General features: G+C 36.3%; 18 protein-coding genes. 7 read left to right on the forward strand and 11 right to left on the reverse strand.

From position 1 onward, the window contains the following. The first annotated feature begins 117 nt into the window (after nt 1-117). The 4 genes from KO521_RS04480 to KO521_RS04495 all read left to right on the forward strand — a co-directional run bounded on the left by KO521_RS04480 (nt 118) and on the right by KO521_RS04495 (nt 3,057). Nucleotides 118-1,461 carry a 2TM domain-containing protein gene (locus tag KO521_RS04480; RefSeq protein ID WP_215938716.1) on the forward strand — a complete coding sequence of 448 codons (1,344 nt, stop codon included), beginning with the start codon at nt 118-120 and terminating at the stop codon, nt 1,459-1,461. A gap of 149 nt (nt 1,462-1,610) precedes the next feature. After that, entirely contained in the window at nt 1,611-1,904 is a 294-nt protein-coding gene (locus KO521_RS04485) for a 2TM domain-containing protein (RefSeq protein ID WP_215938717.1), read from the forward strand. Nucleotides 1,905-1,940: 36 nt separating this feature from the next. Beyond that, nucleotides 1,941-2,279, forward strand: coding sequence for a 2TM domain-containing protein (locus tag KO521_RS04490; protein ID WP_215938718.1), 339 nt, complete (start codon nt 1,941-1,943; stop codon nt 2,277-2,279). Nucleotides 2,280-2,301: 22 nt separating this feature from the next. Continuing rightward, entirely contained in the window at nt 2,302-3,057 is a 756-nt protein-coding gene (locus KO521_RS04495; RefSeq protein ID WP_215938719.1) for a LytR/AlgR family response regulator transcription factor, read from the forward strand. 81 nt (nt 3,058-3,138) lie between these two features. Here the strand turns inward: KO521_RS04495 and KO521_RS04500 are convergent, their stop codons facing one another. Continuing rightward, complete coding sequence (locus KO521_RS04500) at nt 3,139-4,326, reverse strand: LETM1-related biofilm-associated protein (protein WP_215938720.1); 1,188 nt, start codon at nt 4,324-4,326, stop codon at nt 3,139-3,141. Nucleotides 4,327-4,619: 293 nt separating this feature from the next. On the opposite strand from KO521_RS04500, the gene KO521_RS04505 reads away from it, so the two are divergent. The 3 genes from KO521_RS04505 to KO521_RS04515 all read left to right on the forward strand — a co-directional run bounded on the left by KO521_RS04505 (nt 4,620) and on the right by KO521_RS04515 (nt 7,496). Next, nucleotides 4,620-5,300 (forward strand): DUF4331 family protein, encoded by a 681-nt coding sequence (locus tag KO521_RS04505; RefSeq protein WP_215938721.1) that lies wholly within the window; start codon nt 4,620-4,622, stop codon nt 5,298-5,300. 28 nt (nt 5,301-5,328) lie between these two features. After that, a complete protein-coding gene (locus KO521_RS04510) occupies nt 5,329-6,123 on the forward strand; it encodes a DUF4331 family protein (RefSeq protein ID WP_252729848.1) in 795 nt (264 codons plus the stop codon). A gap of 95 nt (nt 6,124-6,218) precedes the next feature. Next, entirely contained in the window at nt 6,219-7,496 is a 1,278-nt protein-coding gene (locus KO521_RS04515) for a tetratricopeptide repeat protein (RefSeq protein WP_215938722.1), read from the forward strand. A 491-nt stretch (nt 7,497-7,987) separates the two neighbouring features. Here the strand turns inward: KO521_RS04515 and KO521_RS04520 are convergent, their stop codons facing one another. From KO521_RS04520 to KO521_RS04565, 10 genes are all read right to left on the reverse strand, one after another. Further along, nucleotides 7,988-10,231, reverse strand: a complete 2,244-nt coding sequence (locus tag KO521_RS04520) for an efflux RND transporter permease subunit (protein ID WP_215938723.1) — start codon at nt 10,229-10,231, stop codon at nt 7,988-7,990. Nucleotides 10,232-10,697: 466 nt separating this feature from the next. Further along, a complete protein-coding gene (locus KO521_RS04525; protein WP_215938724.1) occupies nt 10,698-11,501 on the reverse strand; it encodes an anti-sigma factor in 804 nt (267 codons plus the stop codon). Continuing rightward, nucleotides 11,492-12,040 carry an RNA polymerase sigma factor gene (locus KO521_RS04530; RefSeq protein ID WP_215938725.1) on the reverse strand — a complete coding sequence of 183 codons (549 nt, stop codon included), beginning with the start codon at nt 12,038-12,040 and terminating at the stop codon, nt 11,492-11,494. Before KO521_RS04530 ends, KO521_RS04525 begins: the two co-directional genes overlap by 10 nt. Nucleotides 12,041-12,116: 76 nt before the next feature. Beyond that, nucleotides 12,117-12,728, reverse strand: coding sequence for a superoxide dismutase family protein (locus KO521_RS04535; RefSeq protein ID WP_215938726.1), 612 nt, complete (start codon nt 12,726-12,728; stop codon nt 12,117-12,119). A 198-nt stretch (nt 12,729-12,926) separates the two neighbouring features. Further along, on the reverse strand, nt 12,927-13,565 hold the full coding sequence (locus KO521_RS04540; protein WP_215938727.1) for a hypothetical protein: 639 nt from the start codon (nt 13,563-13,565) through the stop codon (nt 12,927-12,929). 130 nt (nt 13,566-13,695) lie between these two features. Continuing rightward, on the reverse strand, nt 13,696-14,916 hold the full coding sequence (locus KO521_RS04545) for a bifunctional alpha/beta hydrolase/OsmC family protein (RefSeq protein WP_215938728.1): 1,221 nt from the start codon (nt 14,914-14,916) through the stop codon (nt 13,696-13,698). 39 nt (nt 14,917-14,955) lie between these two features. Then, entirely contained in the window at nt 14,956-15,651 is a 696-nt protein-coding gene (locus KO521_RS04550) for a DUF2490 domain-containing protein (protein WP_215938729.1), read from the reverse strand. Nucleotides 15,652-15,899: 248 nt separating this feature from the next. After that, nucleotides 15,900-16,919, reverse strand: a complete 1,020-nt coding sequence (locus KO521_RS04555) for a transporter (protein WP_215938730.1) — start codon at nt 16,917-16,919, stop codon at nt 15,900-15,902. Then, complete coding sequence (locus KO521_RS04560) at nt 16,894-17,940, reverse strand: cytochrome-c peroxidase (RefSeq protein WP_215938731.1); 1,047 nt, start codon at nt 17,938-17,940, stop codon at nt 16,894-16,896. Before KO521_RS04560 ends, KO521_RS04555 begins: the two co-directional genes overlap by 26 nt. Nucleotides 17,941-18,011: 71 nt before the next feature. Next, nucleotides 18,012-18,815: an MbnP family protein gene (locus tag KO521_RS04565; protein WP_215938732.1), complete on the reverse strand. Its 804-nt coding sequence runs from the start codon at nt 18,813-18,815 to the stop codon at nt 18,012-18,014. Nucleotides 18,816-18,864: the final 49 nt, after the last annotated feature.

Consider the following 18,864-nt stretch of genomic DNA (forward strand, 5'->3'; position numbering starts at 1 on the left):
AGAATACAGTTTGGAGTATTTTATCTACAATTGAGTCGTATTGATTTTAGAAATGAAGTGTTGTATAGCATCTTTGTGTTAATACGCGCAGTAATCCGCACATTTTAAACAGTACAAATGGAAGGTAATAAAATTTTAAAAGAGCTTTTGTGGGGCTTTATCATTGGTAACTTGGTCTTCTTTGGGTTTATTACCTATAGTTATTTTTTAGATGAGCAGCGGTTTGAATTGATTTATGAAGATATCTGGCGAGAGTATTTTACGAACATTGTGTTTTCGATTATACTGTACCTTGTTAACATGTCTTGGTTCTATTTTCTTTTGAAAAAATATGAAAGAAACATATATACGGTTAAACGTATGGCTCTTGCTGTCTTTGGCAACGTTGTGATAACTTGTATGGGTGTTTTTGTGGCGATATCTATTATTGCTACAACCCTTTATGATATACCTTTTGAAGAGGTTATGGGTGTTCATACGGTAGAGAATTACGTACGTTCGGTTTTTATTTCCCTAGGGGTTTCATTAATTTTTTATGCTATCTTTTATTATAGATATCGGCAGGAAAATAAGGTTAAAGAACAAAAAATTATAGCCAATACGGCATCAGCAAAATTCGATGCTTTAAAAAATCAATTGGATCCACATTTTCTGTTCAACAGTTTAAATGTGTTGTCTAGTCTTATTGAAGAAGACCCATATCAAGCACAGAAGTTTACTTCTTCATTATCAAAGGTTTATAGGTATGTACTTGAACAAAAAAGTAAAGATTTGGTACTTGTTGATGAAGAGCTTCAATTTGCTAAAACATATGTGCGGCTTTTAAAAATGCGCTTTGAGGATAGTATCGTTTTCGATATCATAGAAAAGAGTGCAGACCCAGAGGCTAAAATAGTTCCATTATCACTTCAATTATTAATTGAAAATGCGGTAAAACACAATGTAGTAACTTCTAGTAAACCTTTAAAACTACAGGTTTATGAACAGGGAGGTGAGTTGGTTGTGGTGAATAATCTACAGGAAAAACAAGTGGTCAAAAAAAGTAGTGGCGTAGGACTGTATAATATTCGCGAGCGCTACGCACTTCTAACCCATAGAAAAGTTCAAATAGATAAAACGGCTACTGATTTTAGTGTTCGGTTGCCTATACTTTTAAAACAAATATCAGCTATGGAAATACAACATGAATATATAGAGGACAAGCGCTATAAAAAGGCGAAAGAGAAAGTAGAAGCCATTAAAGGTTTTTATGGCAATCTATTGGCGTACTGTATTGTAATACCGTGCCTTGCTTTCTTAAATTACAGAACCACAAGTTTCCCTTGGGTGATATTTCCTATTTTAGGTTGGGGTTTTGGTATTTTGATGCACGCTATGGAGGCTTTTGGAACAAATCCGCTTTGGGGAAGACGATGGGAGGAAAAGAAGATGCAGGAATATATGGATGATGAAAATTTCTGAGTCGAATTTTTTCAAATCAATTAGTAGTTTGAATTGAGAGTTACAATTCAGTCGTAAAATAGTACAATTCAGAAAGTAACATTTAGAAAGACAATCACTTTTAGCGAAATTTGACCCTGTAGTCAATAACCAACAAAATAACAATTACTATGGAAAGAGAAAGTAAATACCTTAGAGCAAAAGAAAGAGTTGAGAACGAGAAAAAATTCTATAACGGGCTTATCGCCTATATAGTAACTATAAGTTTCTTGGCGGCTATTAATTATTACACAAATGGTTTTGCATATGCTTGGTTTCTGTGGGCAGCATTTGGTTGGGGCATAGGTGTTGTTGTTGGTGCGATAAAAACATTTGGTGTCAGTCCGTTTTTTGGTCGTGGCTGGGAAGAGCGTAAGATAAAGCAATTCATGCAGGAGGATGAGCAAAGAACCAGGTGGGAATAAGTTGATTTTAACATAAGTAATTATAAAAATATAGAAATGGAAACATCGTCATTAGATAGAAGAAGTAAGCAGTTGAGGGCTAAAAAAAGGATAGAGCGGTTAAAAGGGTTTTATATTCATTTAGCGGTTTTTGTAATAGTGAACATTATGGTCATGACGGGTGCTGTTGTAGGTAATATGAACAATGGTGAAAGTTTCACGGAGGCATTCTTTAATTTCGGCACTTTTTCAACATTTATTTTTTGGGGCATTGGTGTATTGTTTCATGGGGCTAAAGTGTTTTCTTACAGTCCTTTCTTCAGTAAAGCTTGGGAAGAGCGTCAAATTCAGAAATATATGGATTCAGACAAGACTGATATGAAAAAATACTTGTAGTTTATCAACCAACAATCCAACTATGAAGACCATTATTATAGAAGACGAGAAGCCTTCAGCAAGGCGATTAGCGCGTTTATTGTCAAATTTAGGTGTGGAAGTGTCAGAAATGCTGCATTCCGTAGAGGAGGCTGTAGCTTGGTTTTCAGGCAACCCGCACCCAGACCTTATATTTTTGGATATTCAGCTTTCAGACGGACTCTCATTTGAAATTTTTGATACCGTAGAGGTGAAAAGTGCTATCATTTTTACAACGGCTTTTGATGAATATGCATTGCAGGCGTTCAAATTGAATAGTATTGACTATTTATTAAAGCCGATTGATGACGAAGAGTTGGAAGCCGCGGTAAATAAATATCGGTCATTTAAGCCTGAGAAGCAAAACATGACGCTCAATTTTGATGACATAAAAAACCTTTTGGTGAATCCGTTGGAGCGGGAATATAAAAAACGATTTACCGCTAGAGTCGGGCAGCATCTAAAAATTATAAATGCAGATGAAGTGGAAAGTTTCTATAGTGAAAACAAGGGAACGTATGCGGCAACTTCAGACGGCAGAAATTACCTTTTGGATACCACTTTGGAAAATCTGGAAACTGACTTGGAACCGCAAACTTTCTTTAGGGTGAGTCGCAAATTTTACATCAACATCAATCATATAAAAGATATTGTTTCTTATACCAATTCTAGGCTTCAAATCAAGTTAAATCACTTTAATGAGCAAGAAATAATCGTAAGTAGAGAGCGTGTAAAAGACTTTAAGTTATGGTTAGAGTAAAATACTCTATTTAATTGATTTAAAATTTTTTAAACACTATCATAGATTTTTCTTATACTGCCTTTTTTGCAGTAAAAAGCATTATTTTTCTATTCTGTTTTCGTCAAAAGAGGATGGGAGTAATTTTGGAATCAATTTTATGAAAATAGGTAGTAAAACGGCTCCTCCTGGAAGAATAAAAATTGCCAAAGAGGGGATGCTTTTAAAAATATCTATCAGCTGATTTTGCACCTTTTTCTTTTCTTCCGGAGTAAGGTCTCTTAAGGTAGATTTGGAAATCAGATAAACTAATTCTTTGCTTTCGGCTAGTTCTTTTTGTAATCGCTTACTATTCCTTAAAATTAGTTTATTTACCATTTTGGACATGTTCTCATAAAACTGAACCGCCAGATTATTGTCTTTTAAAAATGGAATAGTACTGGAATTTTTCATGAAGAAAACCTGAACGTTTTCAAGAGAATCTTTAATGTAATCTTCCTTCAGTCCTAGGTCTTTTCCAAGGCCAAAAATGAATTCGGATTCTTGGTATTCTAAAGACTTATCTTCCCATACCGCTAGACATGCAACATCTAGAAAATATCTGTTTTCCATTTCGGACCGGTCTTCAAGCAGCTGTTGGCGATACGAACCGTCAAAATCTTGGGCATCACTTTTTATAAAGGTTAAGGAAGAGCCGAATAGTAGAGCTAAGCGTTCGTCATTCTTATTCTTTTCTTTGGAACTCAGTGCGTGGTAAGTAATGTTTATGGTTAAATATTCTAATAGTTGTGCTTGAGCTTTTATATCCTTCGGGTCGCTCAAATAACACTTAAATAACAGGACATCTATAAACAATAAGGAGTTGGTGATAACACTATTGAATGTTTTGTTAAGGAGAGTGTCACCTAATGAAACCCTGGTTTCAATTAATTTTTCTAATTGTGCGGATGTTTTGGAACCTGTGAGAATTTTGCTTAAAAGTGAGAAATGGGCTATTTCCAGAACTTTATAGAATTCAAATATCTTTTCGAGGAAAGTCTCAAATTCATTGTCGTTGGTTTCCAAGGTATATGTGCCGTACAAGGCATGAAGCAAGTTTATTTTTGCCTTCTCGTCTTCGGAGAGCTTGTATTCGGGAGAAATAAAACCAGGTATCTCCATATTCATACCATATACAAACCCCGTATTTCGTAAATCGCGGTAATGCGAAGTGAAATCGGTATAGAGGGCCTGCTCTTTTTCTACAAGCGAACCAAATTTATTAATCCAACCAGAGGCCGAAGGGTTCATGTCACTATAGTTTTGAAAGTGCCAAATTACGTTAAAATGAGCAAACGAAAACCTCATTTACAGGAGAATTCTACTATATGGCTAATTTTTATAAAAGTGAGATTTTAATCGTTTTTTATTGGTTTATACTTAATAATCAGGGTTTTAATTCTTGTATAGCTGTAATAAGGATATCTACCTGCTGTACGATTTGCCTGTTATTTCCTTTTAACATTGTTTTAACATTTAAAACCAAACCCTACCATCAATACCTCGTAAGTAGGGGTGAATTAATAATCATTTAAAACTTAAAAATGAAAAAGACAAAACTTTTATTCGGCATGGGAATCCTTGCTGTAGTTGGTGCGGTTTTAGTGGCAGCAGATCATATTGATGCGCCAGGCACTACAGGTAATACAGCGGATATTGCTGATTTTTACGGATTTGAATCGCCTTCCAATTCAGATAATACCGTGTTTATTGTAGACCTACAAACAAATGTGCTTCCAGATTTAGCTTACGGTACGTTTGATGAGAATGTATTGACCGAAATTAATATTGACACCAATAATGATTTAATTGAAGATTTGGTAATACAGGCCATTCCAAGAAAAGATACCATGTATTTCTTTGGTCCAGTAATTCCGGCAGAGACAGGTAAGATCAGTGAAGTAATGGTAGATTCTCCGTTAGGACAAGTTGCCATATCTGGGGAAAATGCTCTGACTACAACTACTGAGGATGGTATTTCTCTTTTTGCCGGGCCAAGACAAGATGCTTTCTTTTTTGATTTTGGACAGTTCAATAAGGTAATTGGTGGTACTGCACCAGAAGGCTTCTTGCCCGCAGGCGAAGCTGTAGATACTTTTGACGGAGCCAATACTATGGCGCTGGTATTAGAGATTCCCAATAGCATTTTGGGAGAAACTACTGGCACGAATGTTTTAGGTTTAAAAGTGTACAAGACTTGGGTAACTACCAATAGAAAACAATAATAATAACTAATCTTAAAAATAAAATATAATGAAATTATATACTTTAAAATATATGGCACTCTCAATTTGCGCAGCTACTATGTTTGTTGCCTGTGATGATGATGATGATGCTTTAGAAATGGTAGAAACCAGTTGTACGGATGGTATCATGAATGGTACGGAAACTGGAGTTGATTGTGGTGGTACTTCTTGCGCTCCCTGTGAAGATGGCGGTGGTGAAATGATGGTAACGCCTCTAGATTTTTCAGGTACTTACGCTCAGGTAGATTTTATGGGTAGACCAGGTATAAATACGGTATTGAGCATTCCTGACTTTAAAGATCCTTACAACCAAGCGGTGCCGTCTACTATAGCAGAATTTTATCAGAAAGATTTTGAAGATAGATTAGAAAGTTTGCATGATGTGTATGCAGAATTATTAGGTCTTAATCCAGATGACGTTAACTATCAGCCAAATATTTTAGGCGATATCCTTAACGGTCCTGAAAAGGATGGGTTTACGGACAATATTGTTAGCGCAGAGGTTTTGACTACTGTTTTAGCAAATGATGTTTTAGAAGTAGCTCCGGATTTACCCACAACCTATTTTAATCCAGGTACCGGTGCTCCTAATTTTGAAGGTGCAATAGGGCTTACAGGTAGAACCCCGCAGGATGATGTTATTGATGTTTCCTTAACCCTTCTTTTTGGAGGTGGGGACGGCACACGTTTTAACGGTCAAGAAGTTGAAGGTGTGGGTACATTCCCAAGATTGGTTTCTGATGGAGTATCTATTACTGCAGAGCCTACAAATACATTTCCATACTTGGGAGCTCCTGAGTAAGATGTAAGTCTTTGAAAAAGAAGAGGGGGGAGGATGGTGTTTCCGTCCTCTCTTTTTCTAACTCAAAACCAATTTCCAAACCTAAATAAAAGAAGATGAAATATTTTACCATTTGCATTACTTTACTTTTTCTTTTCTCATGCCAAACAGAACCTAAAAGTTCGTTAACGGATGCTCGGGATTATAATAAATACTTGGTTTCAAATCCGTCCCGGACAACTTCAAAATATTTTGAACTCTGGAATTCAAAGATTAAACCGGATAGTTCTCAATTAATGAGTTTTGGAATCGTAGGAGGGGAGTACAATCGCTATTTTCAGAATACTGGTGATATACAATATTTAAAAAAATCAGAACAGGTATTAAAGAAAGCGGTAGCTATTGCTGCTATGGATGAAGCGGGTTACTACAGGGCTTTGGCAAGAAATTATATCTCTCAACATCGTTTTAGGGAAGCTGCGCAACTTGCAGATTCTGCTCGTGCAATACGGAGTGGAATAGACCAGACTTTGGGTCTTATGTTTGATGTGAATATGGAATTGGGTAACTATGATATTGCTCAAAAGTATTTAGACAGCTTAAAGAATATGAATGATTTTGCATATTTAATTCGAGTTTCCAAATGGAATGATTATAAAGGTGATTTGGATACCACCATTCGCTTTATGGAAAAGGCAAAACTAAAGGCCGAGGATTCTAAAAATAAAGAATTAAGATTATGGGCATATACTAATCTAGCTGATTATTACGGACATGCAGGAAGAATTGAAGATTCTTATAAGCATTATCTAAAGACTTTGGAACTAGATCCTGAGAATGCCTATGCAAAAAAAGGGATTGCTTGGATAGTCTTTTCTTATGAAAAGAAAGCAGCGGAAGCTATGCGAATCCTTGATTCTGTCACTAAAAATTACAAAGCACCTGACTATTATTTATTAAAGGCTGAAATCGCTGATTTTATGGGGGATGATTTAAAAAGCCTTTCCAATTTTGACACCTATTTTGAAATGGTTCAAAATCCAGCGTATGGAGATATGTATAACGCTTATAACGTTTCACTTTATTTAGACAGAACAGACCAGTTTGATAAGGCGTTAAAATTATCTAGAAAAGAAGTGGGTAATAGGCCCACTCCAGAATCGTATAGTTTATTGGCATATAGCCACTTCAAAAAAGGAGATAAAGAGAAGGCGCTAGAAATCGTCCAAAAGTATATTGAGGGAAAAACATTTGAACCGGGTATACTACTCTATGCTGCTGAGATTTATAGCGCAAATGGTCTGTTTGAAAAGGCAAAAGAGATAAAAATAGAGCTAGCAGAGGCAATTTACGAATTAGGACCATCATCAGAAGTCGCTATTTCCAATCTGTAGTTTGAAATTTTGGTTTAAGCTCTTATGTGTAACCGTCTGATAATGATTTAGGTTGAATTTTATGTGGTTTTATTAGGGTGGCTAGACGCGAGTTTGGCTACCCTGATATTTTTAAAAAACAAATTATTTGTGTTTTTTTTAACTTTGATGTAGGAAAATACAAAAGTAATTATTATGTTTACCTTCCAAATGACACATATGCTATTCTATGGTAGTTAGATTTACTGTAGAAAAAATGAAATTTAACCTAATAGTCCCCAAACCAATTTCGTTATGGAGTACATTCTTTTCTTCGCTTGGCTTTCATTCATGTCTATTTTAGTTTACAGAGTTATTACGGCTCGTAAAGAACTCAGAAAAACGCTCAGAACTGAGGATTAGTCCGTTCAAATTTTAGGGTTTAGTGCTTGTCATCTTGCAATAGTGAAACTTATTTGTTACCTATTATAATCTTCTCATGAGATATAAGTAATATTTAAATGTGGTTCCTGTTATTTTAACCAAGCTCTTATTAGCACTGGTAATAGAAGCAGATCTAGTACTAAAGCTGTCAGGAGGGTTACACTTACTAGTAAACCTATGGTTACACTAGGGGCGTGAGCAGAGAATAATAATATCAAGAACCCGAAGAACAATGTTAGGGTAGTAATAATAAGAGCTCTGCCGGTCTCGGCAAAGGTAATTTCTAGCGCAATCTCTTTGTGCAAGCCTTTATCCCTGCACAATTTATACCTTCCCAAAAAATGAATGGTATCATCTACCGCAATACCAAAAACAATTGCGAACACAACGGAGATGGTAGATTCTAACGGAATATTCAAGTAACCTAATAAAGCTCCGGCAAATAAAAGCGGGACTAAGTTGGGAAGTAATGAGATCAGGAGTAGTTTAAAGTTTTTAAAAAGTAAAGCCATGATAAGAGCTACCATTAATAAACCTGCTAAAAGACCGGTTACAAGGCTTTCTTGAATATAAAAGGAATTTTTGTCCAGTAGTACGCCACTACCGGTTAGTTTAAATTTCACTTGTGTGGAGTCTGTTTGTGCTGCGGCAAATTTATCGAACCTTTTATATAATAAGTTTAGTGTATCTGTCCCAACATCTAACACTCGTGCTCTAATACGAGATTTTGTTTCGTTCTCATTTACGAATTTAGCGTACTGTTTACCCGCCATATTTTTAATATCGTCTTTATATTTTTCAAAGGTCTTAGCATCATTCGGAAGGGAGAAAAATTCCGTTTTATTCAGGTTATGCGCCTTGTTTAGAGCTTTGTATAAAGTAGAAACAGATTGTATATTTCGTATAGGGGACTCACTTTTGAGTTGTTGCTCCATAAGTTCTATTTGTTGTATCACATTAAAATCGGATATTCTACTATTGCCTTGCGTCATAACGGCAACTTCCAAAGGCCTAAATCCGGAATAATTCTCTTGAAAGTATTTAAAATCGGTTGCGATAGGGCTGTTTGTGGGTAGACTCTCCTTAATCTGGTAGTTAGTGTCTATTTTGGTGGTTCCGTACATACAGGCAAGGGTAAATAGCAAGCTGAAGTATAATATAGGACGATGTGTTTTTTTTGTAAAATCGTTTATTCGCGCCAGAAGCTTTGGCCATCCGGTAGTAGCTTCTTTCTTTGGTAATAAATGTTCTTTCTTAGGGAGTAATATAAGGGCACTGGTCAAGAAAACAACAGTAATGAAAGCAGTTAATACGCCCAATGCGGCATTCATGCCAAAATCACTTATACTACTTGATTTTGAAGTTAAAAGAGAGGCAAAACCAATTGCAGTAGTAGCGGAAGTCAATAAGGTAGAAGTACCTACTTCTTTTAAAGCGGACATTAGTGCATTCTCTTTTGTTAGCCCGGTCTTGAGCTTATTTAGATAGTCATCTACAATATGTATAACATCAGAGGTGCCAACAATAAGCATGAGAATGGGATAGAAAGCTGCCATTGCATTTAGTTCTATTTCCAGTACGGATAGTAATCCTAAAAATAATAGAAGAGCTATTGTAATAGAAAAAAGAGCGATTAATACTATTAGTATTCTACGGTATATTAAGAATAAAACTATAAAAATCAGAAGGATAGAGGCAATACTGCTAACTATGACCTCATGTTTTTGCATAGCTACTATCGCTTCATAGAAATAAACACGACCTAGTAGATGGTGATTTTTAAAATCATACTTTTTCAATAAGGCTCGCACTTCCGTTAATAGGATAATACTCTGCTCATAATCTAACTTATTCTCGGTCTCTAGAGCTAATACTAATGAGCTAGCCTTTTCATCTATTAACGCATTTACATATAAGTTGTCTTTTGTTATTTTGTTGAGGTCCGAAGTATATTTAGTGGTATCCTGTAAATGTATAATTGGCAATTTTGTATAGCCAAAAGATGTCTTTAAGGGGTAAAAGAGAGTCGTTAGTGATTGCGATTCGGTAACGAAAGAAAGCTTTCGGGCTTCTTTTGAAAGTGCATCAAATCGTTCAAGAAAATCTTGCTCGAAAACGGTTGGATTATTCTCTACGGCAATTAGTAGAAAATTGTCGTCTGTACCAAATTCTTCAATAAAATCATTATAAAAAACAAGGTCGGGATCTCCTTCGGGGAAAAATTGACTAAAATCAAAAGAGAACTTCAAGTCCTCCAGAGATAAGGCGGCCAATACGCTTAAGGCTCCAAAAATAAGTAGTATGGTTTTCTTTACTGCAAATAATTTATACATATGAAATATCCGTTCTTCAAGTATGCAGCTAAATTACCCCATCATAATCGATTATCAATTACTTTATTAAAACATAAAGTATCCTAAAAGAAATAATGACCCATACTTATGAAATTTAGCCATTAATAGTGCTAAGCTGTTGTATGCATTTTATCATGGCACAGAAGAAAGAAATAGCTAACCAAGACTCAATTGTTACGCATTTAAAACAAAAAAACATTCTTCTTCAGTTATAAATGGAACGGTGTTCGTATTCGTGCAGACTATGGCATCTCTAGTGAGGGCGGAAATTTTTATTTTACGATAAAAGAGACATTTTAAAAGAAGTCGCTAAAGGTCTATACAGTTATCTAAGTCAGAAGTCCGGTCATCGTTTTTATACTTTACATACATATATACTTAGAGGGTGAAAACTAAAAGAGCTTTACAGTAATGTAAAGCTCTTTCAGTTTCTACTTATTGGCATCTACGAAGATGCAACTGCACCTAAAGTATATAGTTGCTCTAAGTTGGGTCCTTCACTACCACCTGCTGGTTCTAGTGTTATACCAAAAGCTTCGGTTTCATTTGGATTATCCAAAGTGAAAATCTTGTTTTCGTCCTGGGCGAAGTCATCCAAAAGCCCCATACTTGTTGGAGTTAAAGGTTCTAGTTTAAGAGACCATACTTGGTAGACCATACCATCCGGTGGTTCTGGTAATCCTTGGGCATCTATATAAACCTTGTTTTCTTTTTTGTTCCAATACGCTTTTGCATATGAGGTAGGGGAGACTTCTTGGCCGCCTAGTGGAGTTAAGATTACATCCTTATCCCTTAAACTGTTCAGTAATTGATTAGTGTTCGCCAATGAACCGCGAGCTTCAAAAATCTGCTGTTCTAAAATTTGCTTCTCCTGCTCAACTACATTCATGTTAGACTTAAGTTGGCTATTCTCATTATAGAACCACGCGACACCAATACCCAATAAAATAGCTGCAGCCCAACCTGTATAAGTACTCCAATTAGACTTCTCTTCAGGGAACTGAACAACTTGAGGATCTTTTCTTTCTCCTATACGTACTTTGACGTCATCAAATCCTTTTCTTTTGGAAAGTTTTGGAGAAACGGATTTTGTTAATTCCAATATAGATGATTCTATAGCCAAAATCTCATCACGTATTTCTGGATACTCACGAGCATATTGAAATACTTCCACATTCTGCTCTTCCGTGAGCGATCCCGCTACGTAAAGTTCCAAAATTCCCGATGCTATGTATTTGTCTACTTCCATTCTAATGTAACATTTTCCCGTAACTGAGAAATACAACTTCTATTTCTGGTCTTAACAGTACCTAAGGGAATATCTAGTTCTTTGGACGCTTCTGTTTGGGTATACCCTTTAAAATATAGCATTTCTATAATTTCCAGACACTTTTCCTTTAAATTCAACACTAATTTTTTGAGGGCGGAGGTATCTATTTCTGCTTTACTTTCATCTGTATTATCCGCTCTGTTCAAAATACCTACGAAGTAATCTGCGGATAGGTTCTTTTTTTGGTCTTTAAAGGATTTTGAGCGCACTTTATCGATAGCGGCATTACGGGCAATGTTCAAAATCCAAGTAAAAAAGCGACCCTTGGAAGCATTGTAGCTATCTGAGTTGTTCCAGACTTTGGCAAACACATCTTGAGTGATTTCTTCGGCCAAGCCTTTATCCTTTACTATGGTATGAACAACGCCACATATATTTACCCAATACATATCGTAGAGTTTCTCAAAAGCCAGAATGTCCTTTTTTTGGAAGCGAACGACCAAAGTATCTAAATCCATATTTATTTTAATTCAGTTAAAGATAGAAAAAACCGCTTTGGAAAGCGGCTCTTAATGTTAAAGTAAATAGGAATATTTATTTGGTAATTCCTGCACAACCAACCCTAGAACCTGCATCTCCACTGGGCTGAGATGTAAAATCATCCGTTCCTTGGTGTACGATAACCGATCTCCCAACAATGTTCATGGCATCATCACCACAACCTATACACCATTGGTCTGTAGAAAAGTCTACTGTAGCGTTCCCATCCGCATCGGCTTCAAAATTACCTATATCTCCTTTATGGTATCCTTTTTCATCGCCCCATTTACCGTGGCGTTCATCTACCGGGTTCCAATGTCCACCAGCGGATTTTCCATCTTCAGAAGAGCAATCGGCATTTTCATGAAGGTGAATCGCATGTGTACCTTCTTCTAAACCCGTGAATTCTGCTTTCATAACAACTTCGTCTTCCTCTTGAGTAAAGGTTATTTCACCTTTCATTTTACTGTTGTTCTTTGCGTTCATCATTATGGTAAGCGATTCCCCCATGCCATCTTCTGTCATTTCCGGGCTTCTTGTTTCCATCTGGTTTACGCTTTTATCAAGCCCTTCACTTGACGAATCTGCTGCATTTTTCTTTGTTTCCTTACAATTTACCATTGTCATGGCCAATATGGCTATGACACTTATTTTAATATATTTCATTGCTCTGATTTTTATATTTTGATGAAATTTAAAAAGAAATCCGTCTGCTTTCAACCTCCAAAATCATATGCGGCACGATTTTTAGGTATTGAATCAATAATGATTTCGCATAAAAAAATCCGCTTATCAAATGAAATGATAAGCGGATTTACTATTTGTGATTTTCAAAGCGACTTTAACGCCTAATTGAAAGTAATTTTAGTTTTTCTGAAGCAATACTTCGGCATGAACCGCTACATCGCTCCATGTTTTACTAACACCATCAGGACCAGTATGTAGGGCTTCACACGCTTTATTAATAGAAGCAACCGCATCTAGGGCATCCCAATCTTCAAGATTCATAACACCATCAAAAGTAAGGGCGTTATCCGATACCATTTTACGGGTAAGCGCAATATTTTCTGTCTTGCCGTTTAGAGTAACATCTATAGAGCATGAGTTATCTTCCGCAACATTGAATACTCCAGAAATAAGTTCTGTATTTTCCATTACACCAAAGAAGAATTCCAAGATTTTTGGATCTCTTGTACCCGTAGCATCATTGGTAAATAAACTACTTACGGGAATACTGAATTCAGTTCCGTTTAAAGCTTCAATTGCAGAAGCCCCTTCTCCGGCTTTCGTAATATTTATGGTTTTGAACTGGCCACCAACCGGTTTTTTCTCAGTGGTCTTATATGCTGTGAAGCTAACTTTCGTAGAATCTTGTACCAAGCTATAAGCTTCTGTTGAGGCTTGCGCCTCTGTGCTTTGTTCAGTGTTTTCTTTTTTGGCGTCTTTACAGCTAAAAGCACCAACTAACAGTAGCCCAAGGGCTATAAGTTTGATTTTTTTCATATTCACTGTGAATTTTTAGGTTTGGCATCAAAGTTAAACATTCTTACATCCAAATCAAGTTTGCTGTAAGATGATTTTAACACATAAAAACCTAATTACTAAGTGATACAAATTGGAATATTGGAATTACCTAGTCAATTAATTTAGTAATTACCTGTGTTTCATTGTGTAAAGTCTTGTGAACAGGGCATTTGTCGGCAATTTGAAGAATTCGTTTTTTCTGTTTTTCATCTAAATCCGCTGAAAGCTTTATATCTCTGTCAAAAGTGTCTATTTTGGCCGCATCGGACTCACAATTCGTACAATCTACAGCATGGCTTCTACTGTACGATGTATGAACCTCTATATTATCTATTTCCCAACCCTTTCTTTTGGCATACATCTGTACGGTCATTGCCGTACATGCAGAAAGCCCTGCAGAAACCAATTCATAGGGCGAAGGCCCAAAATCATTACCACCAATAGCAGTAGGTTCGTCCGCAGTTAAAAAATGATTGCCAACTTTCATCTGTGTCGTGAATCCATCTGAGTCATCTAAGCTAGCAACTACATGGTGTTTTGTTTTTGGTTCTTTTGGTGCTTCGTTTTCAAGTGACAAATATCTTTTGGCCCAACCAGATATGATTTCGCCGGCATAATGGGAATCTCTCTTATTAGATAATAAATGATCCGCACCATCTAAAGAAACAAAACTCTTTGGGTGATGGGCCGCCACGTATATTTCTTCTGCATTCTTTATTTCTACCGTATTGTCTTGAGGGGAATGTAGAATTAATATGGGTTTACGAAGTTTACGTAATACTTGTGCAAGCGGCTTATGCTGTAAATCGTCTAAAAATTGTTTTTTAATTGTAAAATCTCTTCCACTAAGATTTATGACGGCTTTACCATTTTCCTCAATTTCATGGATTCCACTTTTTAAAAGGTGTTCTATATGTATTGGGTTGGATGGCGCACCAATGGTCGTTATGGCTTTTACAGACGAAATTTTTTCGGCGGCAAAGATAACGGCGGCGCCACCTAAAGAATGGCCAACCAATAACGTAGGAGCCTTATAGTCCTCTTTCAGATAATCTGCGGCGGCCACCAAATCTTCTACGTTTCCTGAGAAATTAGTATCTGCAAAATCCCCTTCGCTTTCACCTAAACCTGTAAAATCAAAACGTAATACTCCAAAACCATTTGCGGTCAACGCTTTACTAATGTTCCTGACCGCTGTCAAATTTTTAGTACATGTAAAGCAATGGGCGAAAATGGCAAAATTATGCGGATGTCTATTAGCAGGTAATTCTAACCTACCCACTAAATCTTGTCCGCTTTTGTTTTTGAAGCTTACTTTTTGAAGGTTCATATGTTGCTGGTTTTTGTTTCATTAAGTAAGCAGTTCTTTCTAACTACCACTATCATTCTTTTTGAATATACCTCTTAGGTCGGGATTATAGATAACACCTATCTGCAAACGGTCAAAATTTGCCGATGGAAAATGGTTTTTTAAATATCCCGCCTGTACACTTAGGTTATAGGTAACATTGGCGCCAACAGCTGCATAAAGGCGGTTTTGCCCAAAAACATCATCTTGTAAGTTCAGAAAAATCTCGTCATAAAAATTAAGGAAGAAAATATCGGTTAACGGTAACGTTACTTGTAATCTATATCTGGCCCTGTGCTGTGTATCAGTAGTTTCACCAAAATCAATAAAACGTTGTTCAAGTCTGTAGCGATGTTCAAATAAAAATTCCCATACTTTGTTTTTAAGGATGAGCTGTTCAAAAATGCGGTGTTCTCTTGAATTGGTCTCACCGGGAAATTCTTCAAAGGTACCATCTGTAGTTATGTAACCGTAGCCCATGGTGACTATAGCGTCTGGATTGATATGATAATTGAGGCCTGTACGTAGCAAAAGCTGATTAAAATTATCGGCTTGTTCATAATAACGTAGCTGACCTTCCGTATGGATACTGAATTTATCCGAAACTTTATTGGTACCAAAATACATATGCCAAGTACCAAGGCTGCTTTCGCCAGAATCTTGGGCATAGGATAAGATAGAACATAAAAATATTAGACCTAGTAGAATACGCTTCATTAAAATTTAGAGATTTAGTTTTCGTATGAAAACAAGTTGGGTTTTTCTTGAGTAAGTTCTAAATATACCAAAACTTTGAATTACAATTCATAAAAAGTTATCACGTGGCTAAAGAGAAGAACTTATGAATTAGTTTTCAATAATATAGGACATGAACTTTGCATTTATATCTCATGTATAGAAATAAAAAATCCTGCTCCCAATGACTATCAAACATTGAAAACAGGACTTTCGTAAAAAGCGGTATGCTATAAATTTATATTCACGTAGACTGATAGTCTATTACGGAGTTCTACTTTATCGCTATTTAAATTTTGACTAATCGGAAGCATTCCGGTCAAACCTAATGCGTACCTATTATAACTTGCCTCTACACTTAATTTTCCTAGGAAAATATCACCTTTGGTATCTGCTACTTCAAAACCTAATTCTTTATTGGTGCCATAAATTTCTTCCGCAATTCCAACGATAGGGGTTAATGAAACATCGCCTAAAAAATAGGTTTTAAATGCATTGATTCCCAAGTTCAATTGGTTTCCAAATTGATAATTTTTTGGATTTTTAGTTTTGATAGTATAATTTACCATAGAGCTAATCCCCCAGTTTCTATAGGTAAATCCATAATTCATGGCAAGAACATAGTCCCAACTACCATTGCCTAATTGGAAACTTGGGTTTACACTTCCTTCGTTGTTATCCTTGTCATATTTACCCGTTGGCATTTTAATTCCCCCTCCTAATTGCAGAAAATGTTGAGGTTTTATGGTTACAACGCTATCTGGTCTAGCTTTGATTAAATTATAGTAACCAAGTACACTAATATCACCAATACCATTAATGTTCTGTTCTGTATTATCCGGTAATATTCTGTTGTGAAATTGATAAGGAACTATAACATTTAGAATAACTCTTTTAGTAACAGGTATATTGGCCCAAGCCTGTACGGTATTGAAGTTTTCGGTAATCCAAGGAGAGTCTGCAAAAATTCCATCACGAGAACGATACTCTTGACCAATATAACGTACGCCTATAAAATTATTATTTAATCCGGTGCCATACCCCATGCTACCGCCACTACTTCCACAACCACACGTATCGCAAAAATCAAAATATTCACTATTGTAATACAGTAATTTTGTACAATCAATTGGGTCTGGTAAAGACGCTTTTGCTTTGTCATTTCCATAAGAAAGCGCGGTGTTGAGACTTATACCTAGTATGGCTATAAGCCTAAATAGCATTCTAATATTCTGCAAATCTTTCGTCATTTATATAAGTTTCATCTGTTAATGTGCCCAAAAAGGCCAGTAACGTAGTTTTTTCATTATCACTTAGGGAAATTCCTAATTCACCATCTTCATTTAAAATGGGGTCCAAAGTAGGGGAGTCCGTAACTGAATTGCTATAAAAATCAAGTACGGCCTCTAAAGTGCCAAACCTACCATCGTGCATGTAAGGAGCGGTAAGCTCAACATTTCTTAAACTGGGTACTTTGAACTTGTGGCGGTCAGCAGCATCTCCACTTACTTCTTCTCTACCTATATCATTAAGAGAAGGGTTTGGAGCTAGACCATTATTTCTAAAAGCGTCATCGCTAAAAAGATCTGAGGTATGACAAGAGGCGCATTTGTTTGTAAAAACAGCAAAGCCTTCTTTTTCTTCATCGGTAAATGTTCCACCTACTTCCTGACGCACGTATTTGTCATATTTAGAATCTGCGGAAACCATCATTACCATAAATTGAGCAAGGGCTTTTAAGAAATTCTCATTGTTGACTTCGCCATCTTCAAAGGCAGAAGCAAACAACTTTTGATATTCCTCATCACTTTTAATTTTAGCAAGTACACCGCTTACCGTTTCGCCCATTTCTACCTCGTTGGTAATGGGAATAATAGGAAAGAGGTCCAAATGATTTGTAGCACCATCCCACGCAAATTCTTTCATGAATGCTGCGTTCTGAATGGCAGGTGTATTTCTAACCCCTTCCAAATCATCAATACCATGGCTAAATTGGTGACCGTGATGTGTAAATGCAGTGCGTTGTTCATGACAAAAACCACAAGAAATAAATCCATTACTAGAAAGGCGACCGTCGTAAAAAAGCTTTTTACCAAGCTCAAAACCTATAGTTGTTGGCGGATTTGCCTCTAGGTTATAAACAGCATCTGGGAAATTAGAAGGCACAGAAAATTCTAAAGGTTCATTTATGGTTTCATATGTATCATCAGAAGAATTACAGGACCAAAAAACCAGCGATAGAAGTGCCGTATATAGGGTTGCTTTAAGCATTTTAATCTAATTATGACAACCGACTTTTGTGAAGCCGGTCGTCAATTATTGTAGATGTATGGCAATTGTAATTAGTGACCGTTACCATTATGAACGTGGTCTACTACAAACATCTCAGAAGTATTAACCGCAATCTGAGGAGATTTTTCGGCGTCTACCATGATTACCGACTTTTCGGTAAGTTCAATATCAGTAGTAGCTCCTGCTAATATTTTAGAAGCATCGATTTTTAAGTGAATGTTAGAATCAATACCATCTCCAACAACAACGTTTTCTGGTAATTCCAAAGTAACTTCTTTGTAATTGTCAAGACTTGACCCGTGGCTGCCCATGTGAATTTTGAACTCCGTAGCTTCCGTTATGGTTGCAGATGTAAATGTACCCTCAAAGTTTAAAAACTTGTAACCTGCTTGCCATGCCCACATCATGTTGTTTTCTTCTGCAAGCGTTAAGAAATCACCTTGGCCTTCAGCACCTTGTAGGTATTTTTCTTGATCAACACCAACTCCGAACTTTAATGTAGTATACTCACCGGCAGGAACATCTGCAAGAGCTACTTGGTCTTCCTCATTTTCTTGATTGATGATGAAATAGCTATCATCTTTAGCATAAACAAATTCTTCACCATCTTTATTAACAAGTCTAATGTTACTTATGATATAATTAAAACGGTTTATAGTTATTGTTTCACCATTGGCATTAGCTGCGTTTGCAGTTCCTAAAACCAAGTCGTTACCATTAAAGCCATTATCATAGGTTAGGGAAATTTCTCCACTTCCAGTTAGGGTTTCTTCGCTAGTTGCATCATCATCGTTTGAGCAAGAGGTCATAAAAAGTGCGAATACAGCGGAAAGAGCTAATAAAGAATTTTTCATCAGTAAATATTTTATTCTCAGATCACGAACCTAAAAGCATTTGTTTTAT

The sequence above is a fragment of the Zobellia uliginosa genome (assembly GCF_018860745.1).
Classification (GTDB): Bacteria; Bacteroidota; Bacteroidia; order Flavobacteriales; family Flavobacteriaceae; genus Zobellia; species Zobellia uliginosa_B.